The following is an 18,542-nucleotide window of genomic DNA, read 5'->3' on the forward strand; positions in this document are numbered from 1 at the left end:
CATGAAACGTCTCGTGTTCGCGCTGCTCGCCCTTGTCCTGCTGGTTGGCCTGCCGGCCCCGGCGTACGCGTATGCCAACGCCTTCTTCCCGACCCAGAGCAGTGGGAATCGTGGAGCCGACGTCCAGGCGATCCAATTTCTGCTGCAGTACAACGGGCAGTCGGTCGCCGCGGACGGGGTGTTCGGTGCGACCACAGTCTCGGCGGCCAAGGCGTTCCAGACAGCCAAGGGACTGGGCGTCGACGGGATTGTCGGACCGCAGACGTGGACGGCCCTGGCGCCGACGATCCGGTCAGGCGACAACAACGCGGCGGTGAAGGCTCTGCAGGTCGAGTTGAACGCGAAGCGGCGGCTGAGCCTGGCGGTCGATGGAGTGTTCAGTACGGCGGTCCGCGACGCGGTGGCGGCATTCCAGTCACATGCCGGGATCGGCGCGGACGGAATCGTCGGCCCGATCACCTGGCGCAACCTCGCCTGGCACTACGACTACCCGGACTTCACCGCGAACCTGTGCGACCAGGACCCGGACGGCAACGGTACGGCGGCCAACTGGGCCACCTCGGCCGCGGTCGCCGAACTCGAGCAGGGCGCGAGATCCTTCGCGTCCACCGGGCAAGGCCAGGTCCCGTACGGCGATGCCGGTTTCGAGCACGGTGGTGACATCCCCGGCCACGGCAGTCACGACGTGGGTATGGACATCGACATCTGGCCGATCCGCACCGACAACGGCCAATGCACCGCGGGCCGGATCACCTGGCAGTCGGCGACGTACGACCGCGCGGCCACCCGCCAGCTCATCCAGTCCATCAAGGCGGCGGCGCCCGGTCACGTCCGCATCATCTTCTTCAACGACCCCACCCTGATCAACGAGGGCCTGACCACCGAATGGCCCGCCCACGACAACCACCTCCACGTTCGCTTCTGCGAAAAGGTCCACCCGAACTCCCTCTACACCTGCTGACATAGTTGGGGCTGTGACCACACTCGACCTGTCGCCCGACGAACTGCTCACCACCACCCGCACGGTGCGGAAGCGGCTCGATCTGGAGAAGCCTGTTCCGCTCGAGCTGATCCGGGAGTGCATCGAGATCGCGTTGCAGGCGCCGTCGGGGAGTAACCGGCAGACCTGGCATTGGCTGGTGATCACGGATGCGGAGAAGCGGGCGGCGATCGGGGAGTACTACCGCCTTGCGGTCGAGAAGTACCTGGCCGGCTCCGGAGCCGCCGGCAAGTTGTACGCCGACGACCCGGTGCGCGGGCCCGTGCAGCGCAGAGTCGGGGACAGCGTGGCCTACCTGGGTGAGCGGATGGGCCAGGTCCCCGTGCTGGTGATCCCGTGCATGACGGCCACCTCGTTGCCCGCCGGGAACCAGGCCGGCCTCTGGGGCTCGATCCTGCCGTCCGCGTGGAGCTACATGCTCGCCGCCCGGGCCCGCGGACTCGGTACGGCGTGGACCACGTTGCACATGACGTACGAGCAAGAGGTCGGCGGACTGCTCGGGTTGCCCGAAGAAGTCCGGCAGACGGTGCTGATCCCGACGGCGTACACGATCGGCACGAATTTCAAGCCCGCGCCGCGTCAGCCAGTCGACGAAGTTCTGCACCTCGACACCTGGTAGGTCACGAGGCGGCCATCTCCTCGATGGTCAGGCCGCTCAGGACCGAGCGTGGTTCGGTGACGGTCAGGTCGAGTGCCGGATCGGCCGCGTCGTCACGAACCTTCACCAGCAGCCAGTCCTCGCCGGTACGGGTGAACGCCCAAGCACCGTTCAGTTTCACCCCGTGCAACTGCACCTTCAGATGCCCGCGCTCGATCGCCACCGCCGGATCCACCAACTGCCGGCGATCGTCCCGGGTCAGGTTGGTGAAGACGCCCGCGTCCCAGACGATCACCGCGCCACTGCCGTACTGACTGTCCGCGATCACACCTTCGTACGACGCGTACTCCAGATCGTGGTCCGTAGTGAATACCGCGAGCCGCTTCACGGTCGGGTCCAGCGACGGCCCGCGCGGAACCGCCCACGACTTCAGTACGCCGTCCACCTCGAGCCGGACGTCGTAGTGCAGCCGCCGGGCATCGTGCAGCTGCACCACGAAAATGGGCTTGGACGACGTCAAGCGGCGGCTGCCGCGGGGTACTCGATCCGGTCCCGGAGCACCTCGAGGATGCCGCGGAGCAGCCGGGAGACCTGCATCTGGCTCACTCCGATCTCGGCGCCGATGTCCGCCTGGGTCTGTTCCTGGATGAACCGCAACTCCAGGATCCTACGCTCGCGCGGCTCCAGGCTGCTCAGCGCCGGTTCGAGCATGGCGACGGTCTCCAGCCGCTCGTACGCCGTGTCGTCGGAGGCGAGGGACTCGCCCAGGTTGGCGGCCGCGTCCCCCTCGAGCGGACGGTCCAGCGACATCACCGCGAAGCAGCCGTCCGCGGCGAGCGCGGCCGATACGTCCTCGACCTCGCTGCCGATCGCCTCGGCCAGCTCCGGCGCCGTGGGCTCGCGGTGGAGCTCCTGGAACAGCCCAGCCCGGACCGCGCCGATCGACCCCTGGAGCTCCTGCAGCCGCCGCGGGATCCGGACGGTCCAGGAACAGTCGCGGAAGTACCGCTTCACCTCGCCCCGGATCGTCGGTACGGCGTACGCCAGGAACGGGGTGTCCGTGGCCGTGTCGTAGCTGTGGGCGGCCTTGACCAGGCCCAGGGAGGCAACCTGGTCAAGGTCGTCCGCTTCCACGCCACGGCCACGGAAGCGCATGGCGATACTGCGGGCGATGCCGAGGTTGAGCTCGATCGCTTGATCCAGGAGGGCCTGGCGGACGTCGGCGTCGGCGCTGGCCGCGCGGCGGGTGAGCAGCGATCGGGTTTCTTCGTCTCGCCGTTCGGCCGGATCGGCCGTCTGATCGGCGGCGGTGCTGAGTGGTGCGGTGTTCATCTGTTCTGACCTCGCGACGTGAATGTCACGGCGCGGCACATGGTCTGGACCGCGGCCAGGAGCCTGCTCTGACATTCCTACCCCAGGATAGGGCGGTTATGCGTCGGCCGGCTGTCCTTTCCGAGCAATCTGAATTACCGCTAACGGCGCGTCACTTAGCGGTTGTAGGGTGGCCTTTGGTTGGGAAGCCAGCCCCCCGACGTTGGCTTTGTTCCCTTGCGAGGGCGACGATGACCGAACTCCAGCACCACCCCAGCGCAGTACGACGTCACTCCACTCCCTCCGCCCCTGTCCAGAAGTCAGGTGCCATGCCAGTAGCCACTTCTCCGGTCCGGCCAACCGCCGTCCAGGTCCGCATCGGCGGCCGCTGGATCGCGGGCCAGGAACTGGGCCGCCGGACCGGGACGGCCGGGGCCGACGAGATTCTCGTCAGCCACCACGGCCATCTCGTCTGGGTCGACCAGCAGTCGGTGCGCGAATCCTAGGAAGCTGAATCCCCTGACAGATAAGGCTGATTCAGCAGAGAGATTTCGCAACCAGGTTGCCGATCTCGATCGCCGACGCCGACTGCGCCGGGTCGAACAGCGCCCGAGTGAGGGCGAACGCAACGCCTGAGCGCGTATCGGCCCAGGCGACACTGCCACCCATGCCCGGCATGCCGAACGTCGTCGGACTCTCCTCGGCCGTCGAGCCGAGCCGTCCGATCGCGTAACCCATCGCCCACGTTCCGTCGTTGCCCAGCAGTTCGTCCGGCCCGGTGAACACAGGTCCCGTGACTTCGGCGACCCGTTCCGGCCGAATCAGTCGGACACCGTCGACCTCGCCGATCAGAGCCGCGTACAGCTTGGCGATGCCGCGGGCAGTCAGGAAGCCGCTGGACGGACGCTCGGCGGCGAGCACCTCTGGCCGGCCGTTGAAATGCGCGGCCCGGGGGAGCACTTCCGGCGGTGTGACCTTTGCGAACAGTCCGGCCAGCATTGCGAACGTCTCCTCGGCCCCGTCCGGTTCGATTAGCGTGGCGACGCGGGATTGCTGGTCCAGCGGTACACCGATGTAGACCTCGTCCGCGATCCCCAGTGGCTCGGCGATGTCCCGCAGTACGTCGGAGATCCGCCGGCCGGTCGCGCGCCGGACGATCTCGCCGACCAGATAGCCGAAAGTCTCGGCGTGGTAGGTCATCTTGGTGCCTGGCTCCCACCAGGGCTCGGCGGAGGCGAGGTACGACGTGATCGTCGTCCACCGGGTGGTGTCCTCGACCGTGGTTCCGGGTGCGAGGGCCGGTAGTCCGATCGAGTGGGTCAGCACATGTCGCAGGGTCGCCTTCTCCTTGCCGTTCGCTGCGAATTCGGGCCAGAGGTTCGCGATCGGGGCGTCGTACTCGAGAACACCCCGGTCGACCAGCACGTTGGCGACGGTCGCGGTGGCCGCTTTGCCGGTGGATGCACTGTAGAAAAGGGTGTCCGACGTGGTCCCGGCCGTTGCGTCGACGATTAGCTCACCCTGCTGATAGACCGCCACCTGCAGCCCGAGCTCGGTCGCCACGAGTTCGTCGAGCCGCCCCTGGATCTGATCCTGAAGGTTCGTCACATTTCTCATCCTGTCTGTCCGCGTGCCCTTTCACGGACGAGTCGGAACGGGAATGGCCTTCTTGACGTGATGGCGATGACAGACTGCGGTGGTGGAGTTGCGGCAGCTGGAGTACTTCGTGGCGGTGGCGCACGAGCGGAGCTTCACGTTGGCGGCCCGGCGGCTGCACGTGGTGCAGAGCGCGGTGAGCGCCGCGATCGCCGCGCTGGAACGGGATCTGAAGGTCACGCTGTTCGAGCGCAGCGCCCAGCGCGTGGTGCTGACAGAAGCCGGTACGGCGTTCCTCCCGGAAGCGCTCGCGGTGATGGACGCGGTCCAAGGGGCTCGTGATGTCGTCGACGAGCTCGGCTCCGGGATGCGTGGATCCGTCCGCGTCGGCCTGCTGCCGGGCCTCGGGCTGATCGACCTGCCGGCCGCGGCTGGTGAGTTCCGCCGGCGCTACCCGAACGTCGAGCTGCAACTCCGGGTCGACGCCGAGGGGTCGGCCGGTGTCATCGTCGCGCTGCGGAACGGAGACATCGACGTCGGTTTCCTCGGGATCGCGGCCGGCAGCGTGCCGCGCGAGCTGACCGCGTGGGAACTGCTCCGGGTTCCCCAGGTTCTCGCGGTCCCGGTCGGGCACCGGCTCGCGCGCCGGCGGACGGTGACGCTGGCCGACCTCGCTGACGAGGCGTTCGTGGACTTCCCGCCCGGGTTCGGCACCCGGACGCTGATCGACCAGCGGTTCGAGGCGGCCGGGCTGTCGCGGCACGTGGTGGTCGAGGCGCTCGGGATCGAGAACGGTGTCCAGTTCGTGGCGCATGGTGTCGGCCTCGGCGTCCTGCCCGGGTACGCCGTGGCCGGCGTCGACGCGATCCGCGTCGTACCGATCAAGGACGAGTCGTTCCAGTGGTCGCTGTACATGGCCACGCTCAAGAAGCGGAAGCCGACCGCGGCGCTGCGGGCTTTGCTCGGCCTGGTCAGCACCCATCTCCGGCAGCCGCCGGGCACGGAACTCGGCGAGGACGTGAGTCAACAGAAGTGATCCCCCCGGAAGCCACACGCGGAACGGCAGCGGATCGGGCAGGTGGATCAATTAGATTGATTTACCCATCGACTTGAGTCGTTGGACTTGATGCATCGGTCGCAGCAAGATCTTTGGTGTCAGCAAGACACCGAGATCGAGGAGCAGGACGATGACCGAGAACACCACCGCCGGACGGGTCGCCATCGTGACCGGGGGATCGAGCGGAATCGGCCGTGAGGCCGCTGCCCGCCTGGGCCGGGACGGCTACGCGGTGGCGATCGTGTACGCCAGCAACCAGAGCAACGCCGAAGAGGCCGTCAAGGAGGTCGAGCAGGCGGGTGGCCGGGCGATCGCGGTTCAGGCCGACGTCGCCGACGAGACCGCGGTCGCCGCGCTGTTCGACCGGACCGAGCAGGAGTTCGGCGGAGTCGACGTGGTCGTGAACGCCGCTGGGATCATGCCGCTGTCGCCGCTCGCCGACCTCGACCTGGAGGTCTTCGACCGGGTCGTCCGGACCAACCTCCGCGGCACGATCGTGGTCGACCAGCAGGCGGTTCGGCGACTCCGCTCCGGCGGTGCACTTATCAACGTTTCCAGTTCCCTCACCAAGCTGGCCAGGCCCGGCTACTCCGCCTACTCCGCCACCAAGGGCGGCGTCGAAGCGATCACCTTGATCCTGGCCCGCGAGTTGCGCGGCCGCGACGTCACTGTCAACACCGTGGCCCCCGGCCCGACCGCGACCCCGCTGTTCTTCGAAGGCAAGCCGCAGGAACTGATCGACCGGATCGCCGCCGAGCCGCCGCTCGAGCGTCTGGGCGAGCCGTCCGACATCTCCGAGATCATCGCCTTCCTGGCCGGCCCGGCCCGCTGGATCAACGGCCAGGTCATCTACGCCAACGGTGGCTCGGCCGCCTGACCAGCACCATCCCTTCGCCCGCCCTCCCCAGAAACGGAAACCGTCATGAGCAAGACAATTCTGATCAGTGGTGCGTCGAGTGGGTTCGGTGCCCTCACCGCCCGCGCCCTGGCCGACGCCGGCCACATCGTCTACGCCGGGATGCGCGATGTCGCGGGCCGCAACGCAACCGCCGCCGCGGACGCCAAGCAGTACTCGACCGAGCGCAAGGTCGACCTTCGCGCCGTCGAGCTGGACATCAGCACGGACGCCTCCACCCAGCAGGCCGTCGCCACCGTGATCAGGGAGCAAGGACGTCTCGACGTACTCGTGCACAACGCCGGCCACATGGTCACGGGTCCGGCCGAGGCCTTCACGCCGGAGCAGTTGGCCGCGCTGTACGACACCAACGTGGTCGGCACGCAACGGCTCAACCGGGCGGCGCTCCCGCATCTGCGTGAACAGGGCGACGGGCTGATGGTTTGGGTCGGCAGTTCGAGCACCCGCGGCGGCACTCCGCCGTACCTGGCTCCGTACTTCGCGGCGAAGGCGGCGATGGACGCGCTGGCGCAGAGCTACGCGCTGGAGGTCGCGCGGTTCGGGATCGAGACGACGATCGTCGTCCCGGGTGCCTTCACCCACGGCACCAATCACTTCGCCCACAGCGGCTCGCCGGCCGATGCGGACGTGGTCGCGGCGTACGAGACGAAGTACGCCGGGCTGATGGAGCAGGTCTCCCAGAAGCTGGCCGAGCTCGAGCCGGCCTGGGCCGATGTCGCGGAGGTCGCCCAGGCGATCGTGACCGTGGTCGGTACCGAGAAGGGCCGCCGGCCGTTCCGGGTCCACATCGACCCATCGGACGACGGCGCCGCGGTGGTGAACGGAGTTGCCGACCGGGTCCGCGCCGAGCTGCTCCGCCGGATCGGTCTCGACGACCTTCTGCACCCGTTGGCGGGATGACCTTGATCGACCTCCACGCGCACTTCCTGCTGCCGGAGTACGTCGCGGCGGCGGAGCGGGCGGGACACCTTCGGCCAGACGGGATGCCCGCCTGGCCGAAGTGGTCTGTGCGGAAGCACTTGGCGGAGATGGACCGGGCTGGGATCGAGAAGGCTGTGCTGTCGGTGCCGTCGCCGGGCGTGCACTTCGGTGACGACTTCCGGGCCCAGGTATTGGCCAGGCAGGTCAACGAGGCCGCCGCGACGCTGGGCCGTGATCATCCGGGCCGGTTCGGATTCTTCGCGAGCCTGCCGTTGCCGGATGTCGAAGGCGCGTTGGTCGAGGTGGACTACGCGTACGACGTCTTGCACGCGGATGGCGTCGTACTGCTGAGCAATGCCGGCGGCATGTATCCGGGCGACCCGTCGTGGGAGCCACTGTGGCGGGAGCTGGATGCGAGGTCGGCCATGGTGCTGCTGCATCCGACGTCACCACCACAGTGGCGTCAGGTCGCGCTGGACCGGCCGCGACCGATGATCGAGTTCCCCTTCGACACGGCCCGGGCGGTCACCGATCTGGCGTTGACCGGTGTCTTGACCCGCTACCCCGGCATTCGTTTCGTGGTCGTCGCGCAAGGCGACCTGTTCCCGTTCCTCAGCGAGCGCATCGACCACTTTCACGGGACGTCGAACGTGGCCGGTCAGCTGAAGAACCTCTCGTACGCTTCCGGCAGCGGCTACTGCTGTGCCGCGTAGTCGAGGGCGAACCTGATCGTCCGCTCCTGCTCCTCCGGCGTCCCGACCGGGCAGAAGACGAACTCTGTGGTCCCCGCGTCCGCGAATCGCTGGATCTCCTTTGCTACCGCCGACTCGTCGCCGAGTACGGCGGTGTCCTCCGGTCCCGCCTTCCCGCCGCGATCGAGCACCGCCCGGTACGCCGGCATGTCGCCGGCGGCACCGAAGCGTTCCCGGATCCACTCGCGAGTCGCATCTGCGTCGTCGGTGAGTGCGATGCAGGCGGCCGCGATCACCTGTGGTTGCGGCCGACCTTCGTCAGTCGCGGCCCGGTCGATGGTCGGGCGGATGTAGCTCTCGATCAGTTCGGGTCCGACCCAGCTGGTCATCGTCCCGGCGGTCAGTTCGCCGGCCGTCTTGAGCATTCGCGGGCCTAGTGCGGCGAGGATCAAGTCGGGCGCCTCCGCGCCGGTGATCTCGATCTGACCGCGAGCCGTCAGCCGTTCACCCGCGTAGTTGGTGGGCTCGCCGGAGAGCAGTGGTCCGAGCGCTTCGACGTACTCGCGTGTGTACTTCGCGGGCCCCTCCATCGACAGGCCGAACATCCCCTCGATGATCTGCGGATGACTCGTCCCGATCCCCAGCGTGAGCCGGTTGCCCGATACGGCCTGCACGCTGAGCGCCTGCGCTGCCAGGACCATCGGGTGTCGCGGGTAAATCGGTACGACGCCGACGGCGAACTCGATCGTCGAGGTCAGCGGCGCCGCCCCGGCGATCAGAGTGAGTGCGTCCCAACCGGTCCGTTGGCTGAACCAGATGCGGTCCACGCCGTGGTCCTGCGCCGTACGCGCGGCTGCCCCGACCTCCTCGATCCGGAGGCCTTCTTCCTCGATCCACAGTCCGTTTCTCATGTCCACCAGTCAACGAGCGCGGCGATCGGCGACCAAGACGCAGCTACGCTGTGCAGTGATAAGGAATCGTGATCGCTGGGGGTGGCCAATGGAGCTACGGCAGCTGCGGTACTTCGTCACCGTCGCCGAGGAACTCCACTTCGGCCGGGCCGCCGAACGGCTGAACATCGTCCAGCCCGCGGTCAGTCAGCAGGTCGCGCGGCTCGAACGGGAACTCGGCCTCAAGCTCCTCGACCGCTCGTCGCGGCACGTCCGGCTCACCGGCGACGGCGAGCGGATGCTGAGCGAGGCGCGGACGATTCTTGGCGCCGCTGATCACGCCACCGGGGTCGCCGCGGAGCTCGCATCCGGCCGGGCCGGCGTTCTCCGGATCGGTACGGCGCCGGGTCTGCGGGACCGGCTCGAGCGCGGTCTCGCCGCCCTCCGATCGAGTACTCCGAACCTCGAGATCAAGCTCAGCTCAGGAGCCGCGGCCGACCACCTGGATGCCCTTCGCTCCGGTGACCTGGATGCCGCGTTCGTTCGCGGCGAGGTGGCCGCCGCCGATCTCCAGGTGATCGAGCTCTGGCGGGATCCGCTGTCGGTCCTGGTGCCATCGGCGTACCGGTCGGACGACGGGGTGAAGCTCGTCGACCTGGCCGGCCTGCCGATGCGACTGCCGTCCGACCCCTGGCTGCGGGAGTTCCTCACCGCTGCCTGCCGGGACGCCGGATTCGAGCCGGTGCCGGGACGGGCGGCGGACGACCTGGAGAGCGCGATCGTCGAGATGTCGACCGGTTCGCCGGCCTGGACCGTCGTGTACGGCACGTCGTGCGGATCGGCCGAAGGGGTCCTGTGGATGGGGCCGTTCGCGCCACCGCTGAGCGCTCCCGGCAACCTGGTGATCGCCCCGGGCCGGCCGGCCGCGTGCGCCGACGTACTCGTCTCGGCCTTCGAATGACCCCCGGCGGGCCCTGACAGCACCGCCGGGGGGCCGGGTGTTGATCTCTCAACAAGAACGGGACTGTACGCGGGGAAGCCTGTTCCGAGGAGGGCTCGTCTCACAATTGGATCCAGGCGACTTTGATGGCTCCCGGTGAGCGGTCGCTGACGCTGCGGGTTTATCGTTGGCTCTTGCAACCAAATATCAGGCTGGGTGAGGACACGCCGGCCGCTTCCGCCCCGGAGCAGCACACCCCGCTGCTTCGGCCGCAGCGACCCCGCGTACGAACGGAACCCGATGTCTGCCACCCGGACCTTGGACACGCCCACAGCCGTTACCTCTTCGGGTGATCCCGGACTCTCGCACCGCGAGATCCTGGAGATCCTGGCCGGACTGCTGGCCGCGCTGTTCACCGCCGTACTGAGCTCGACCATCGTCAGCAACGCGCTGCCGACGATCATCGCGGACCTGGAAGGCACCCAGACGCAGTACACCTGGGTGATCACCGCCAGCCTGCTCGCGATGACGGTGTCCACCCCGGTCTGGGGCAAGCTCTCCGATCTGATGAGCAAGAAGTTGCTGGTCCAGCTCGCGATCCTGATGTTCGTGGCCGGGTCGGCGCTCGCCGGAGCCGCGCACAACGTCCCGTTCCTGATCGGCGCGCGAGTCCTGCAGGGCTTGGCGATGGGCGGCCTGATGGCCCTCGCCCAGGCGATCGTCGGGGCCGCGATCCCACCGCGCGACCGCGGGCGGTACTCCGGCTACATGGGCGCCGTGATGGCGGTCGCCACCGTGTCCGGACCGCTGGTCGGTGGCGTCATCGTGGACACGTCGTGGCTCGGCTGGCGCTGGTGCTTCTACGTGTGCGTGCCGCTCGCCGTACTGTCGTTGCTCGTTTTGCAGAGGTACCTGCACCTGCCGGTCATCAAGCGCAAAGTCAAAATGGACTACGTCGGCGCGATCCTGATCGCGGGCGCGGCCAGCCTGCCGCTGATCTGGGTGTCGTTCGCCGGCGAGCACTTCCCGTGGTGGTCCTGGCAGACCGGCGCCTACCTCGGCGGTACGGCGGTCCTCGGCATCCTGGCCATCATCGTCGAGACCCACGCGCGCGAGCCGCTCGTACCGGTGAAGGTGGTCCGCGAACGTACGACCGCGCTGGCGATCCTGGCCAGCCTGTCGGTCGGGGTGGCGATGTTCGGCAGCGCGGTGTTCCTCGGGCAGTACTTCCAGGTGGCACGTGGCTACAGCGCGACCGAGGCCGGGTTGCTGACGATCCCGATGATGTTCGGGTCGTTCCTCGGGTCGGTCGGGTCCGGGCAGCTGATCACCCGGTTCGGCAAGTGGAAGCGGTACCTCGTGCTCGGTGGGCTGTTCCTCACCGCGGGCCTCGGCGTACTCGGGACGATCGACCACGCCAGCCCTTACTGGTACGTCGGCCTCGGGATGCTCTCGATGGGCATCGGCATGGGCATGATGATGCAGAACCTGGTGCTCGCCGTACAGAACACCGTCGACGTCAGCCAGGTCGGCGCGTCCAGTGCCACGGTCACGTTCTTCCGCAGCCTCGGTGGTGCGGTGGGGGTCTCGGTGCTCGGCGCGGTCCTGGCGAACCGGGTGATGAATCTGATCGCCGAGAACATCCGGGCTCTCGGGCCGGAGGCGGCGGCCGCGGCTTCCAGCGGGTCGAGTGGCAGCGTGCTGGACGTGAATGCGCTGCCGGCGCCGCTGGCCGAGATCGTGCGGCACGCGTACGGCGATGCGACCGGGATGATCTTCGTGATCGCGGCCGGTGCGGCGGTGGTCAGCCTGCTCGCGGTGCTGTTCATCCGGGAGGTTCCACTGCGGCGCACGGTCGCGATGACCTCCTCCGAAGCAGCACCGGTGCGTGAGACCGTTCCCGACGATCCGGCAGAGCGGGCCGCGGTGGTCGCCCTCGACGTGATCACGTCGGCCGAGCGGACCGCTCGCGAACGTGAACGTGAGGCGAACGAACGTGTCCAGGCCGCGGCGAACGTCGTACGCCAGATGCGCACCGACGTCGCTCACCTGTTCACCCGCGTCGACCAGCAGATCGCCGCCCTCGAGGACACGCTCCCCGACGCCGTCCCGCACCCGGCCGCCGCGATCCTGGATGCCCAGCGCCCAGCCGGCGAGCTCGTCGACGAGCTCCGCCGCTACGAACTGAGCGTCCTCAGCGCTAGCCAACGCACCGCCGACCACCTCCGGGAAACCGCGAGAACCGAGGCGGACGAAGTGTTGGCAGTCGCCCGCGCCGAAGAACTGGAAATCAGAGAACGCATCGCTGAATTGCAGGCAGTCGAACAACGCCTCCTCGGCACCATCCGCGACGGCCTCTCCCACACCCCGCCTCCACCACCCTCCATCCCGCACACCGCACCCAACGGCTACCCCGACAACACCCCCAACCGCCAACCCTTCGGCTAACCACCGGACTACCCCCACGCAGGTACGGATGTGTGTCGGGACCTGGCTCACATCGTGGGGGCTGGAGACGTGGAATAACAGGTCCCCGGTCCCGACTGCCTCGGCCCAGCCCCCAGTTCCTGGCTGTGGTTTCGGGTGTGGTTGGTGGGGGTGTCGGGGGTGGATGGCATGCTTCCGGGGGAGGGTTTGTCGAGCGAGGAGTGCCGTGGGGCCGTGGGACGTGGAGCAGGTGCTGGGGCTGGCGCCTGATCCTGCGTCCGCGAAGGCTGGGCAAGCGCAAGCCCGTACGGCGAAGTGGTCGGAGACCGGCGCGTCCGAGCGGGCGGTGTGGGGACTGTGTCAGGGGAGCGGCAAGCAGCCGTACCAGACCACGGTCGATCTGAGCGGACCGGCGTACAAGTGCTCCTGCCCGAGCCGGAAGTTCCCGTGCAAGCATGCGCTCGGGCTGCTGTTGCTCTGGGCCGGCGGAGACGTGCAACCGGGGGACGAGCCGGAGTGGGTGACGTCGTGGGTGGATCAGCGCGCGGCGCGGGCCGAGCGGCCGGAGCGGAAGCCGGGCGAGGTTGCGGACCCGTTGGCTGCTCAGCAGCGGGCGTCCCGCCGGGCTGATCGGGTGTCGGCCGGGATGGCTGAGCTGGCGAGCTGGCTGGACGATCAGGTCCGGCAAGGGCTCGGTGGGTTCGACCAGCGGGCGTATACCGAGTTGAGCCGCCTGGCGGCCCGCATGGTCGACGCGCAGGCGCCCGGGGTAGCCGGAGCGGTACGGCGAGCGGCCGGCGTCGTCGGCCGCGGTCACGGGTGGCCGGGTGAACTGCTCGAGGAGTTGTCGCTCATCCATCTGATCGTCTCGTCGCACGACCGGCTCGCCGAGCTGCCACCGTCGCTCGCCGACACCGTACAGTCCCGGATCGGCTGGACCGTCGAGACCGCGCGGGTGCTGGCCGAGGGGGAGAAGGTCGAGGACGACTGGCTCGTGCTCGGGCGCGTGATCGAGCCCGACGAGCGGCTCACGGTCCGCCGCATCTGGTTGCGTGGGGCAACAACCGGCCGGCTCGGTCTGATCCTCAGCTTCGCCGCCGCGGGGCGACCACTCGACCCGCTCCCGGCTCGACCGGGTGAGTACGTCCCGGGCGCGCTGTCCTTCTATCCCGGCGCACTCCCGATGCGAGCCCTTCTCACCCAGACCGCGCCTCGGTTGCCCGCACCCCGGCCGTCCGGATTCACCGCGCGCCAGGCGTTGGCGTCGTACGTCGAATCCGTCGCCGCCGACCCGTGGAACGAACGCTGGCCGCTGGTCCTGCAGGACGTCCGGCCGGCGCCGTACGGCGAAGGGTGGGCACTCGTGGATTCCGAAGGCGACGGCCTGGAACTGCTGCCCGGCGTGGATCCGTGGAAGCTGCTCGCGGTATCGGCCGGGGACCCGGTCACCGTCGCGGGTGAGTGGAACCGGGCCGGATTCCGCCCGATGACCTGCTGGCACGACGATCGGCCGGTGATCCTGTGAAGGGTTGGGACGGACTGGTCAGTTCGGCGTTGCTGGGCACGGATCGACGGCCGGCGCATTTCGAAGAGTTGCCTGAGGCTGTGCAGGAACGCTTGGGGGATGGTGGTCTGCTGGACGCCGCCGCACTCGCGACCGTGTACAAGCGTGCCGGTCGCAAGCCACTCCGCGACCTCGAACCGTTGCCGGCCGCACCGGGTGAGGATCGGCCGCTGCCTCGACCGGTCGCGATTCGGCGGCTGGCCGCGATGCTCGGTGGATTCCAGACGACCGCGCTCGGCGAGTGGTTGCGCGCGGCGGACGCTCGCGGGTGGGGTGTGCCGCCCGAGCATTTGCCCGCGTTGGCGGATCACGCGCGCAACCGGGCCGAGTACCGTCCACTCGTCGTTGCCGCCGCCGGCCGGCGTGCGCGCTGGCTCGCGGACCTCAATCCGGAGTGGCGTTTCCTCTACGCGGCGGTTGCTGACAGCAACGATCCGGAACCCTGGACGCACGGCAACGCCCTCGAACGACGCAGCTGGCTCCGAGCCCTCCGCGGTCGAAACCCCGAGGCCGCGTTGGAAGCTCTCACCGAGGTTTGGCCGACCGAATCCGCTGCCACCCGCACCGACTTCCTCGCCTTGCTCGCCGACGGATTGTCCTTGTCCGACGAGGACTTCTTGGAAGCGGCCCTGGACGACCGCTCCAAGGAAGTCCGCCGAGCCGCCGCTCGCCTGCTCGCCCGCATTCCCGGTTCTCGGTACGGCGAACGCATGACCGAGCGCCTGCACTCCCACCTGACCGCCACCCAAGGCGTGCTCTCCGTCGACCTGCCCCGACGCGCGAGCGCATCGATGGAACGCGACGGCATCGACTCCCAGAACCCAGAAGGAATCGGCAAACGCGCCTGGTGGTTCCTGCAAGTCGTCGCCAATACCCCGCTGTCCGCAATGGAGCTCAGCTGGTTGGAGACGCCGGTGGAGGGCTGCGCGCCCGAGCTTCTACAAGCAGCCTGGACCGAGGCAGCCATCCGGGAAGCCGCTGCCTCCAACCTGGCAACCGCGTGGGCGCGTGAGTTGTTGCGGACGAACGCCAGCACGGGCAGCCGAAGCCCGGCCGAACTGCTGCGCCTGCTGCCTCCAGAGGAATGGGCCCGAGCGGTCGACGTCCTCCGGACCACAGTGGACGTGGCCGAGTTGGTCGGCGGCTTGCCCGTGCCGTGGCCGCCTTCGCTCGCAAGCATGATCCTCGATCAGCTCGCCAAGGTCGGCACCAACCGCGCGTGGGCCAGGCTGGCGAGTATCACCGCCCGCGCCGTGCCACCCGACGTACTGGACCACCCGATCACCCGCGAGCCGACCGGCGGAGAAGACACCTGGCGCCGCCGCCTGGTAGAAACCCTGACCTTCCGTCGCGAACTGTACGAGGAGTTGTCATGACCACTGAAGTACTGCGGCCGCATGCGGAAGAGGAGTACGCAACGGAGCTCGCCGCCTTGGCGGATGCGGATGACCGGGCGCGACCGCCGGCGTGGCGGCTTTCGCCGGCCGCTGTGGTCACCTATCTACTGGGTGGCAAAGCGGGTGACGTGGAGATCTCACCGAAGTACGTCGGTCCGCGGCGGCTGATCGAGGTTGCGGTGGCGACCCTTGCGACGGACCGCGCGCTGTTGCTGCTCGGCGTACCAGGAACCGCGAAGACCTGGGTGAGTGAGCACCTGGCGGCGGCGATCAGCGGTGACTCGACCCTGCTCGTGCAGGGTACGGCGGGGACCGCGGAGGAATCGATCCGGTACGGGTGGAACTACGCCCAGTTGATTGCCCAGGGCCCCAGTGAGGCGGCGCTCGTACCGAGTCCGGTGCAGCGGGCGATGACGGACGCGAAGATCGCCCGGATCGAGGAGCTGACCCGGATGCCGTCCGACGTCCAGGACGCGCTGATCACGATCCTGTCCGAGAAGACGCTCCCGATCTCCGAACTGGCCACGGAGGTCCAGGCCCGCAAGGGATTCAACGTCATCGCGACCGCGAACGACCGCGACAAGGGCATCAACGAACTCTCCAGCGCGCTCAGACGCCGCTTCAACACCGTCGTCCTCCCGCTGCCGGACTCCGCCGAGGACGAGGTGGAGATCGTCTCCCGCCGGGTCGCCCAGCTCGGTACGGCGCTCGAGCTGCCGCAACCCGACGACGCGCTCGACGAGATCCGCCGCGTCGTGACGATCTTCCGCGAACTGCGGTCCGGCCGGACCGAGGACGGCCGTACCGCAGTCAAGTCACCGTCCGGCACGCTCTCCACCGCGGAGGCGATCAGCGTCGTCACCGGCGGCCTCGCCTTGGCGGCCCACTTCGGCGACGGCGTACTCCGGCCGACCGACGTGGCCGGCGGCATCCTCGGCGCCGTCGTCAAAGACCCGTCCGCAGACCGGGTCGTCTGGTCGGAGTACCTGGAGACCGTCGTTCGCGAACGCGACGACTGGGCCCCGTTCTACCGTGCCTGCCGGGAGATCTCCGGATGACCGTTCACCTACTCGGGATCCGGCATCACGGGCCGGGGTCGGCGCGGGCGGTGGCGACCGCGCTGGCCGAGCTTCGGCCTGACGTGGTGCTGATCGAGGGTCCGCCGGAGGCCGACAAGGTCGTCGAGCTGGCCGCGTCCGAGGAGATGGAGCCGCCGGTCGCACTCCTGGCGTATGCGGTCGACGACTCGACTCGTGCTGCGTTCTGGCCGTTCGCGGTGTTCAGTCCCGAGTGGCAGGCGATCAAGTACGCGCTCGCTGCCGACGTACCGGTGCGGTTCTGCGACCTGCCCGCCGCGCAGCAGTTCGCCTCGTCCGGTCGCGACGGCCGGCGCGCGGCGTCGATCGATCCACTGGCCACGCTCGCGAACGCCGGTGGGTACGACGATCCCGAGCGCTGGTGGGACGACGTGATCGAGTCGCGGCGCGAGGGGGCCGAGCCGTTCACCGTGATCGCCGACGCGATGCGCGAACTCCGTCACGACGAGGAAGCAACTGGCCGCGAGGCGCAGCGCGAGGCGTACATGCGCACCGTGCTGCGGAAGGCGATCCGCGAAGGATTCGAGCGGATCGCGGTCATCTGCGGCGCCTGGCACGTGCCAGCGCTCGAACTGCCGTTGCCTCCGGCAACACATGATCAGCGGATCCTGAAGGGTCTGCCGAAGCGGAAGGTCGCCTGCACCTGGGTCCCGTGGACGCACGGCCGGCTGGCCGCGACGAGCGGGTACGGCGCCGGCATCACCTCACCGGGTTGGTACCACCATCTGTTCACCGCACCCGACCAGATCACCACCCGCTGGCTGTCGAAGGTCGCGCAGGTGTTGCGCGCCGAGGATCTTCCGGTGTCCAGTGCACACGTGATCGAGGCGGTCCGGCTCGCGGACACCCTGGCCGCCTTGCGGGAACGCCCGTTGGCCGGATTGAGCGAGGTCACCGAGGCGACACGGGCGGTGCTCTGCGGCGGGAACGACGTACTGCTTGATCTCGTGACGAGGGAAGCGGTGGTCGGTGAGTTGCTCGGATCGGTGCCCGGGGAGACTCCGCAGGCGCCGGTCGCGGCGGATCTCGCGGCGCAGGCGCGGCGGCTGCGGATGCGGCGGGACGCGACCGAGCGGGTGGTCGAGCTCGACCTGCGCAAGCCGAATGACGTGGAGAAGTCCAGACTCCTGCACCGCTTGCGGATTCTCGGTGTGCACTGGGGTGTGCCGGCCACCGATGAGCGGCGGGCGCAGGGCACATTCCGCGAGATGTGGCGGCTGACCTGGGACCCGGGACTCGAGGTCGAGCTGGTCGCCGCCGGTGCGCACGGCACGACGGTTGTCGGCGCCGCGACCACGGTCATGCTGCGCGTGGCCGACGAGTCGTCGACGCTTGCCGACGTCACGGCAGCGCTGGAGAAATCGCTGCTCGCCGACCTTGCCGAGGCTCTGCCGTCATTGCTGCGGGGCGTGGACACCCGGGCGGCCGCAGATGCTGATGTCGGCCACCTGATGGCGGCGTTGCCGGCGCTCGCCCGCTCGTCGCGGTACGGCGATGTGCGTGGCACCGACACCGCGGGACTTGCCTCGGTTGCCGGGCGAATGGTCTCGCGGATCTGCGCCGGCCTCGGCCGGACCGTGCACGGGCTCGATCCGGATGCGGCTGCCGCCGTACAGGAGCTGATCGACGGCGTGCAGGACGCGACCGCCTTGCTGGCCGAGGATGTGCGGTTGGAGTGGCTGAACACGTTGGAGGGGTTGAGTGATCGCGCCGCGGTGCCGCCGTTGATCCGCGGCCGGTTGACCCGGCTGATGCTCGACACCTCGCGGTTGCCGGATCACGAGGTCGCGCTGCGGCTCGGGCGTGCGCTCTCACCAGGTACGCCGACCGCGGATGCCGCCGGGTATGTCGAGGGCTTCCTGGCCGGTGGTGGATTGCTGCTCGTGCACGACGAACGCCTGCTGACGTTGGTAGACGCGTGGCTGGACGCGATCCCGGACGATGCGTTCGTCGAGGTGCTGCCGCTGCTGCGCCGGACCTTCGGCACGTTCGCCGCGCCGGAGCGCCGGTCGATCGGGACCCGCGCTCGGGCGCTCGGTGATCCGGCGGCCGTGATCGTTGCTGATGACAACGACCTCGATGCCGAGCTGGCCGCGTCCGTTCTGCCCGTCGTCGCGCAGTTGCTGGGGGTGTGAG

At 68.8% G+C, this 18,542-nt stretch carries 17 protein-coding genes; 13 read left to right on the forward strand and 4 right to left on the reverse strand.

The annotated features are described in order from the left end of the window. Position 1: 1 nt before the first annotated feature. Both AB0E63_RS32485 and AB0E63_RS32490 read left to right on the forward strand, forming a co-directional pair. Positions 2 to 961 (forward strand): penicillin-insensitive murein endopeptidase, encoded by a 960-nt coding sequence (locus AB0E63_RS32485; RefSeq protein WP_360374709.1) that lies wholly within the window; start codon positions 2 to 4, stop codon positions 959 to 961. 13 nt (positions 962 to 974) lie between these two features. Beyond that, positions 975 to 1,619 (forward strand): nitroreductase family protein, encoded by a 645-nt coding sequence (locus tag AB0E63_RS32490; protein WP_360374711.1) that lies wholly within the window; start codon positions 975 to 977, stop codon positions 1,617 to 1,619. Between the two features lies 1 nt (position 1,620). Here AB0E63_RS32490 and AB0E63_RS32495 read toward each other — a convergent pair whose 3' ends face one another. Both AB0E63_RS32495 and AB0E63_RS32500 read right to left on the reverse strand, forming a co-directional pair. Beyond that, positions 1,621 to 2,091, reverse strand: coding sequence for a DNA polymerase ligase N-terminal domain-containing protein (locus tag AB0E63_RS32495; RefSeq protein ID WP_360374713.1), 471 nt, complete (start codon positions 2,089 to 2,091; stop codon positions 1,621 to 1,623). A 23-nt stretch (positions 2,092 to 2,114) separates the two neighbouring features. After that, on the reverse strand, positions 2,115 to 2,930 hold the full coding sequence (locus AB0E63_RS32500; RefSeq protein ID WP_360374715.1) for a SigB/SigF/SigG family RNA polymerase sigma factor: 816 nt from the start codon (positions 2,928 to 2,930) through the stop codon (positions 2,115 to 2,117). A 308-nt stretch (positions 2,931 to 3,238) separates the two neighbouring features. Here AB0E63_RS32500 and AB0E63_RS32505 point away from each other — a divergent pair, with 308 nt between their 5' ends. Beyond that, positions 3,239 to 3,415, forward strand: coding sequence for a hypothetical protein (locus tag AB0E63_RS32505; protein ID WP_360374717.1), 177 nt, complete (start codon positions 3,239 to 3,241; stop codon positions 3,413 to 3,415). 31 nt (positions 3,416 to 3,446) lie between these two features. Here the strand turns inward: AB0E63_RS32505 and AB0E63_RS32510 are convergent, their stop codons facing one another. After that, complete coding sequence (locus AB0E63_RS32510; RefSeq protein WP_360374719.1) at positions 3,447 to 4,517, reverse strand: serine hydrolase domain-containing protein; 1,071 nt, start codon at positions 4,515 to 4,517, stop codon at positions 3,447 to 3,449. A 91-nt stretch (positions 4,518 to 4,608) separates the two neighbouring features. Between AB0E63_RS32510 and AB0E63_RS32515 the strand changes: the two genes are divergently transcribed. The 4 genes from AB0E63_RS32515 to AB0E63_RS32530 all read left to right on the forward strand — a co-directional run bounded on the left by AB0E63_RS32515 (position 4,609) and on the right by AB0E63_RS32530 (position 8,112). Continuing rightward, entirely contained in the window at positions 4,609 to 5,541 is a 933-nt protein-coding gene (locus AB0E63_RS32515; RefSeq protein ID WP_360374721.1) for a LysR family transcriptional regulator, read from the forward strand. A 151-nt stretch (positions 5,542 to 5,692) separates the two neighbouring features. Further along, positions 5,693 to 6,439: an SDR family oxidoreductase gene (locus tag AB0E63_RS32520; protein ID WP_360374723.1), complete on the forward strand. Its 747-nt coding sequence runs from the start codon at positions 5,693 to 5,695 to the stop codon at positions 6,437 to 6,439. A gap of 45 nt (positions 6,440 to 6,484) precedes the next feature. Beyond that, positions 6,485 to 7,378: an SDR family oxidoreductase gene (locus AB0E63_RS32525; RefSeq protein WP_360374725.1), complete on the forward strand. Its 894-nt coding sequence runs from the start codon at positions 6,485 to 6,487 to the stop codon at positions 7,376 to 7,378. Continuing rightward, positions 7,375 to 8,112 carry an amidohydrolase family protein gene (locus AB0E63_RS32530; RefSeq protein WP_360374727.1) on the forward strand — a complete coding sequence of 246 codons (738 nt, stop codon included), beginning with the start codon at positions 7,375 to 7,377 and terminating at the stop codon, positions 8,110 to 8,112. Before AB0E63_RS32525 ends, AB0E63_RS32530 begins: the two co-directional genes overlap by 4 nt. Here AB0E63_RS32530 and AB0E63_RS32535 read toward each other — a convergent pair. After that, on the reverse strand, positions 8,094 to 9,002 hold the full coding sequence (locus AB0E63_RS32535) for a TIGR03564 family F420-dependent LLM class oxidoreductase (RefSeq protein WP_360374729.1): 909 nt from the start codon (positions 9,000 to 9,002) through the stop codon (positions 8,094 to 8,096). The two genes, AB0E63_RS32530 and AB0E63_RS32535, sit on opposite strands and share 19 nt — an antisense overlap. Positions 9,003 to 9,090: 88 nt before the next feature. On the opposite strand from AB0E63_RS32535, the gene AB0E63_RS32540 reads away from it, so the two are divergent. From AB0E63_RS32540 to AB0E63_RS32565, 6 genes are all read left to right on the forward strand, one after another. Continuing rightward, positions 9,091 to 9,942, forward strand: a complete 852-nt coding sequence (locus AB0E63_RS32540) for a LysR family transcriptional regulator (protein ID WP_360374731.1) — start codon at positions 9,091 to 9,093, stop codon at positions 9,940 to 9,942. Positions 9,943 to 10,221: 279 nt separating this feature from the next. After that, positions 10,222 to 12,369 (forward strand): MFS transporter, encoded by a 2,148-nt coding sequence (locus AB0E63_RS32545; protein ID WP_360374733.1) that lies wholly within the window; start codon positions 10,222 to 10,224, stop codon positions 12,367 to 12,369. A 205-nt stretch (positions 12,370 to 12,574) separates the two neighbouring features. Further along, complete coding sequence (locus tag AB0E63_RS32550) at positions 12,575 to 13,873, forward strand: SWIM zinc finger family protein (protein ID WP_360374735.1); 1,299 nt, start codon at positions 12,575 to 12,577, stop codon at positions 13,871 to 13,873. Further along, the gene (locus AB0E63_RS32555; RefSeq protein WP_360374737.1) at positions 13,870 to 15,288 is read left to right on the forward strand and encodes a DUF5691 domain-containing protein; all 1,419 of its coding nucleotides are present in this window, start codon (positions 13,870 to 13,872) and stop codon (positions 15,286 to 15,288) included. The genes AB0E63_RS32550 and AB0E63_RS32555 overlap by 4 nt, the downstream gene beginning before the upstream one ends. After that, positions 15,285 to 16,367 carry an AAA family ATPase gene (locus tag AB0E63_RS32560; RefSeq protein ID WP_360374739.1) on the forward strand — a complete coding sequence of 361 codons (1,083 nt, stop codon included), beginning with the start codon at positions 15,285 to 15,287 and terminating at the stop codon, positions 16,365 to 16,367. The genes AB0E63_RS32555 and AB0E63_RS32560 overlap by 4 nt, the downstream gene beginning before the upstream one ends. After that, entirely contained in the window at positions 16,364 to 18,541 is a 2,178-nt protein-coding gene (locus AB0E63_RS32565; RefSeq protein WP_360374741.1) for a DUF5682 family protein, read from the forward strand. Before AB0E63_RS32560 ends, AB0E63_RS32565 begins: the two co-directional genes overlap by 4 nt. Position 18,542: the final 1 nt, after the last annotated feature.

Origin of the sequence: Kribbella sp. NPDC026596 (assembly GCF_040638415.1) — a bacterium.
Lineage (GTDB): Bacteria > Actinomycetota > Actinomycetes > Propionibacteriales > Kribbellaceae > Kribbella.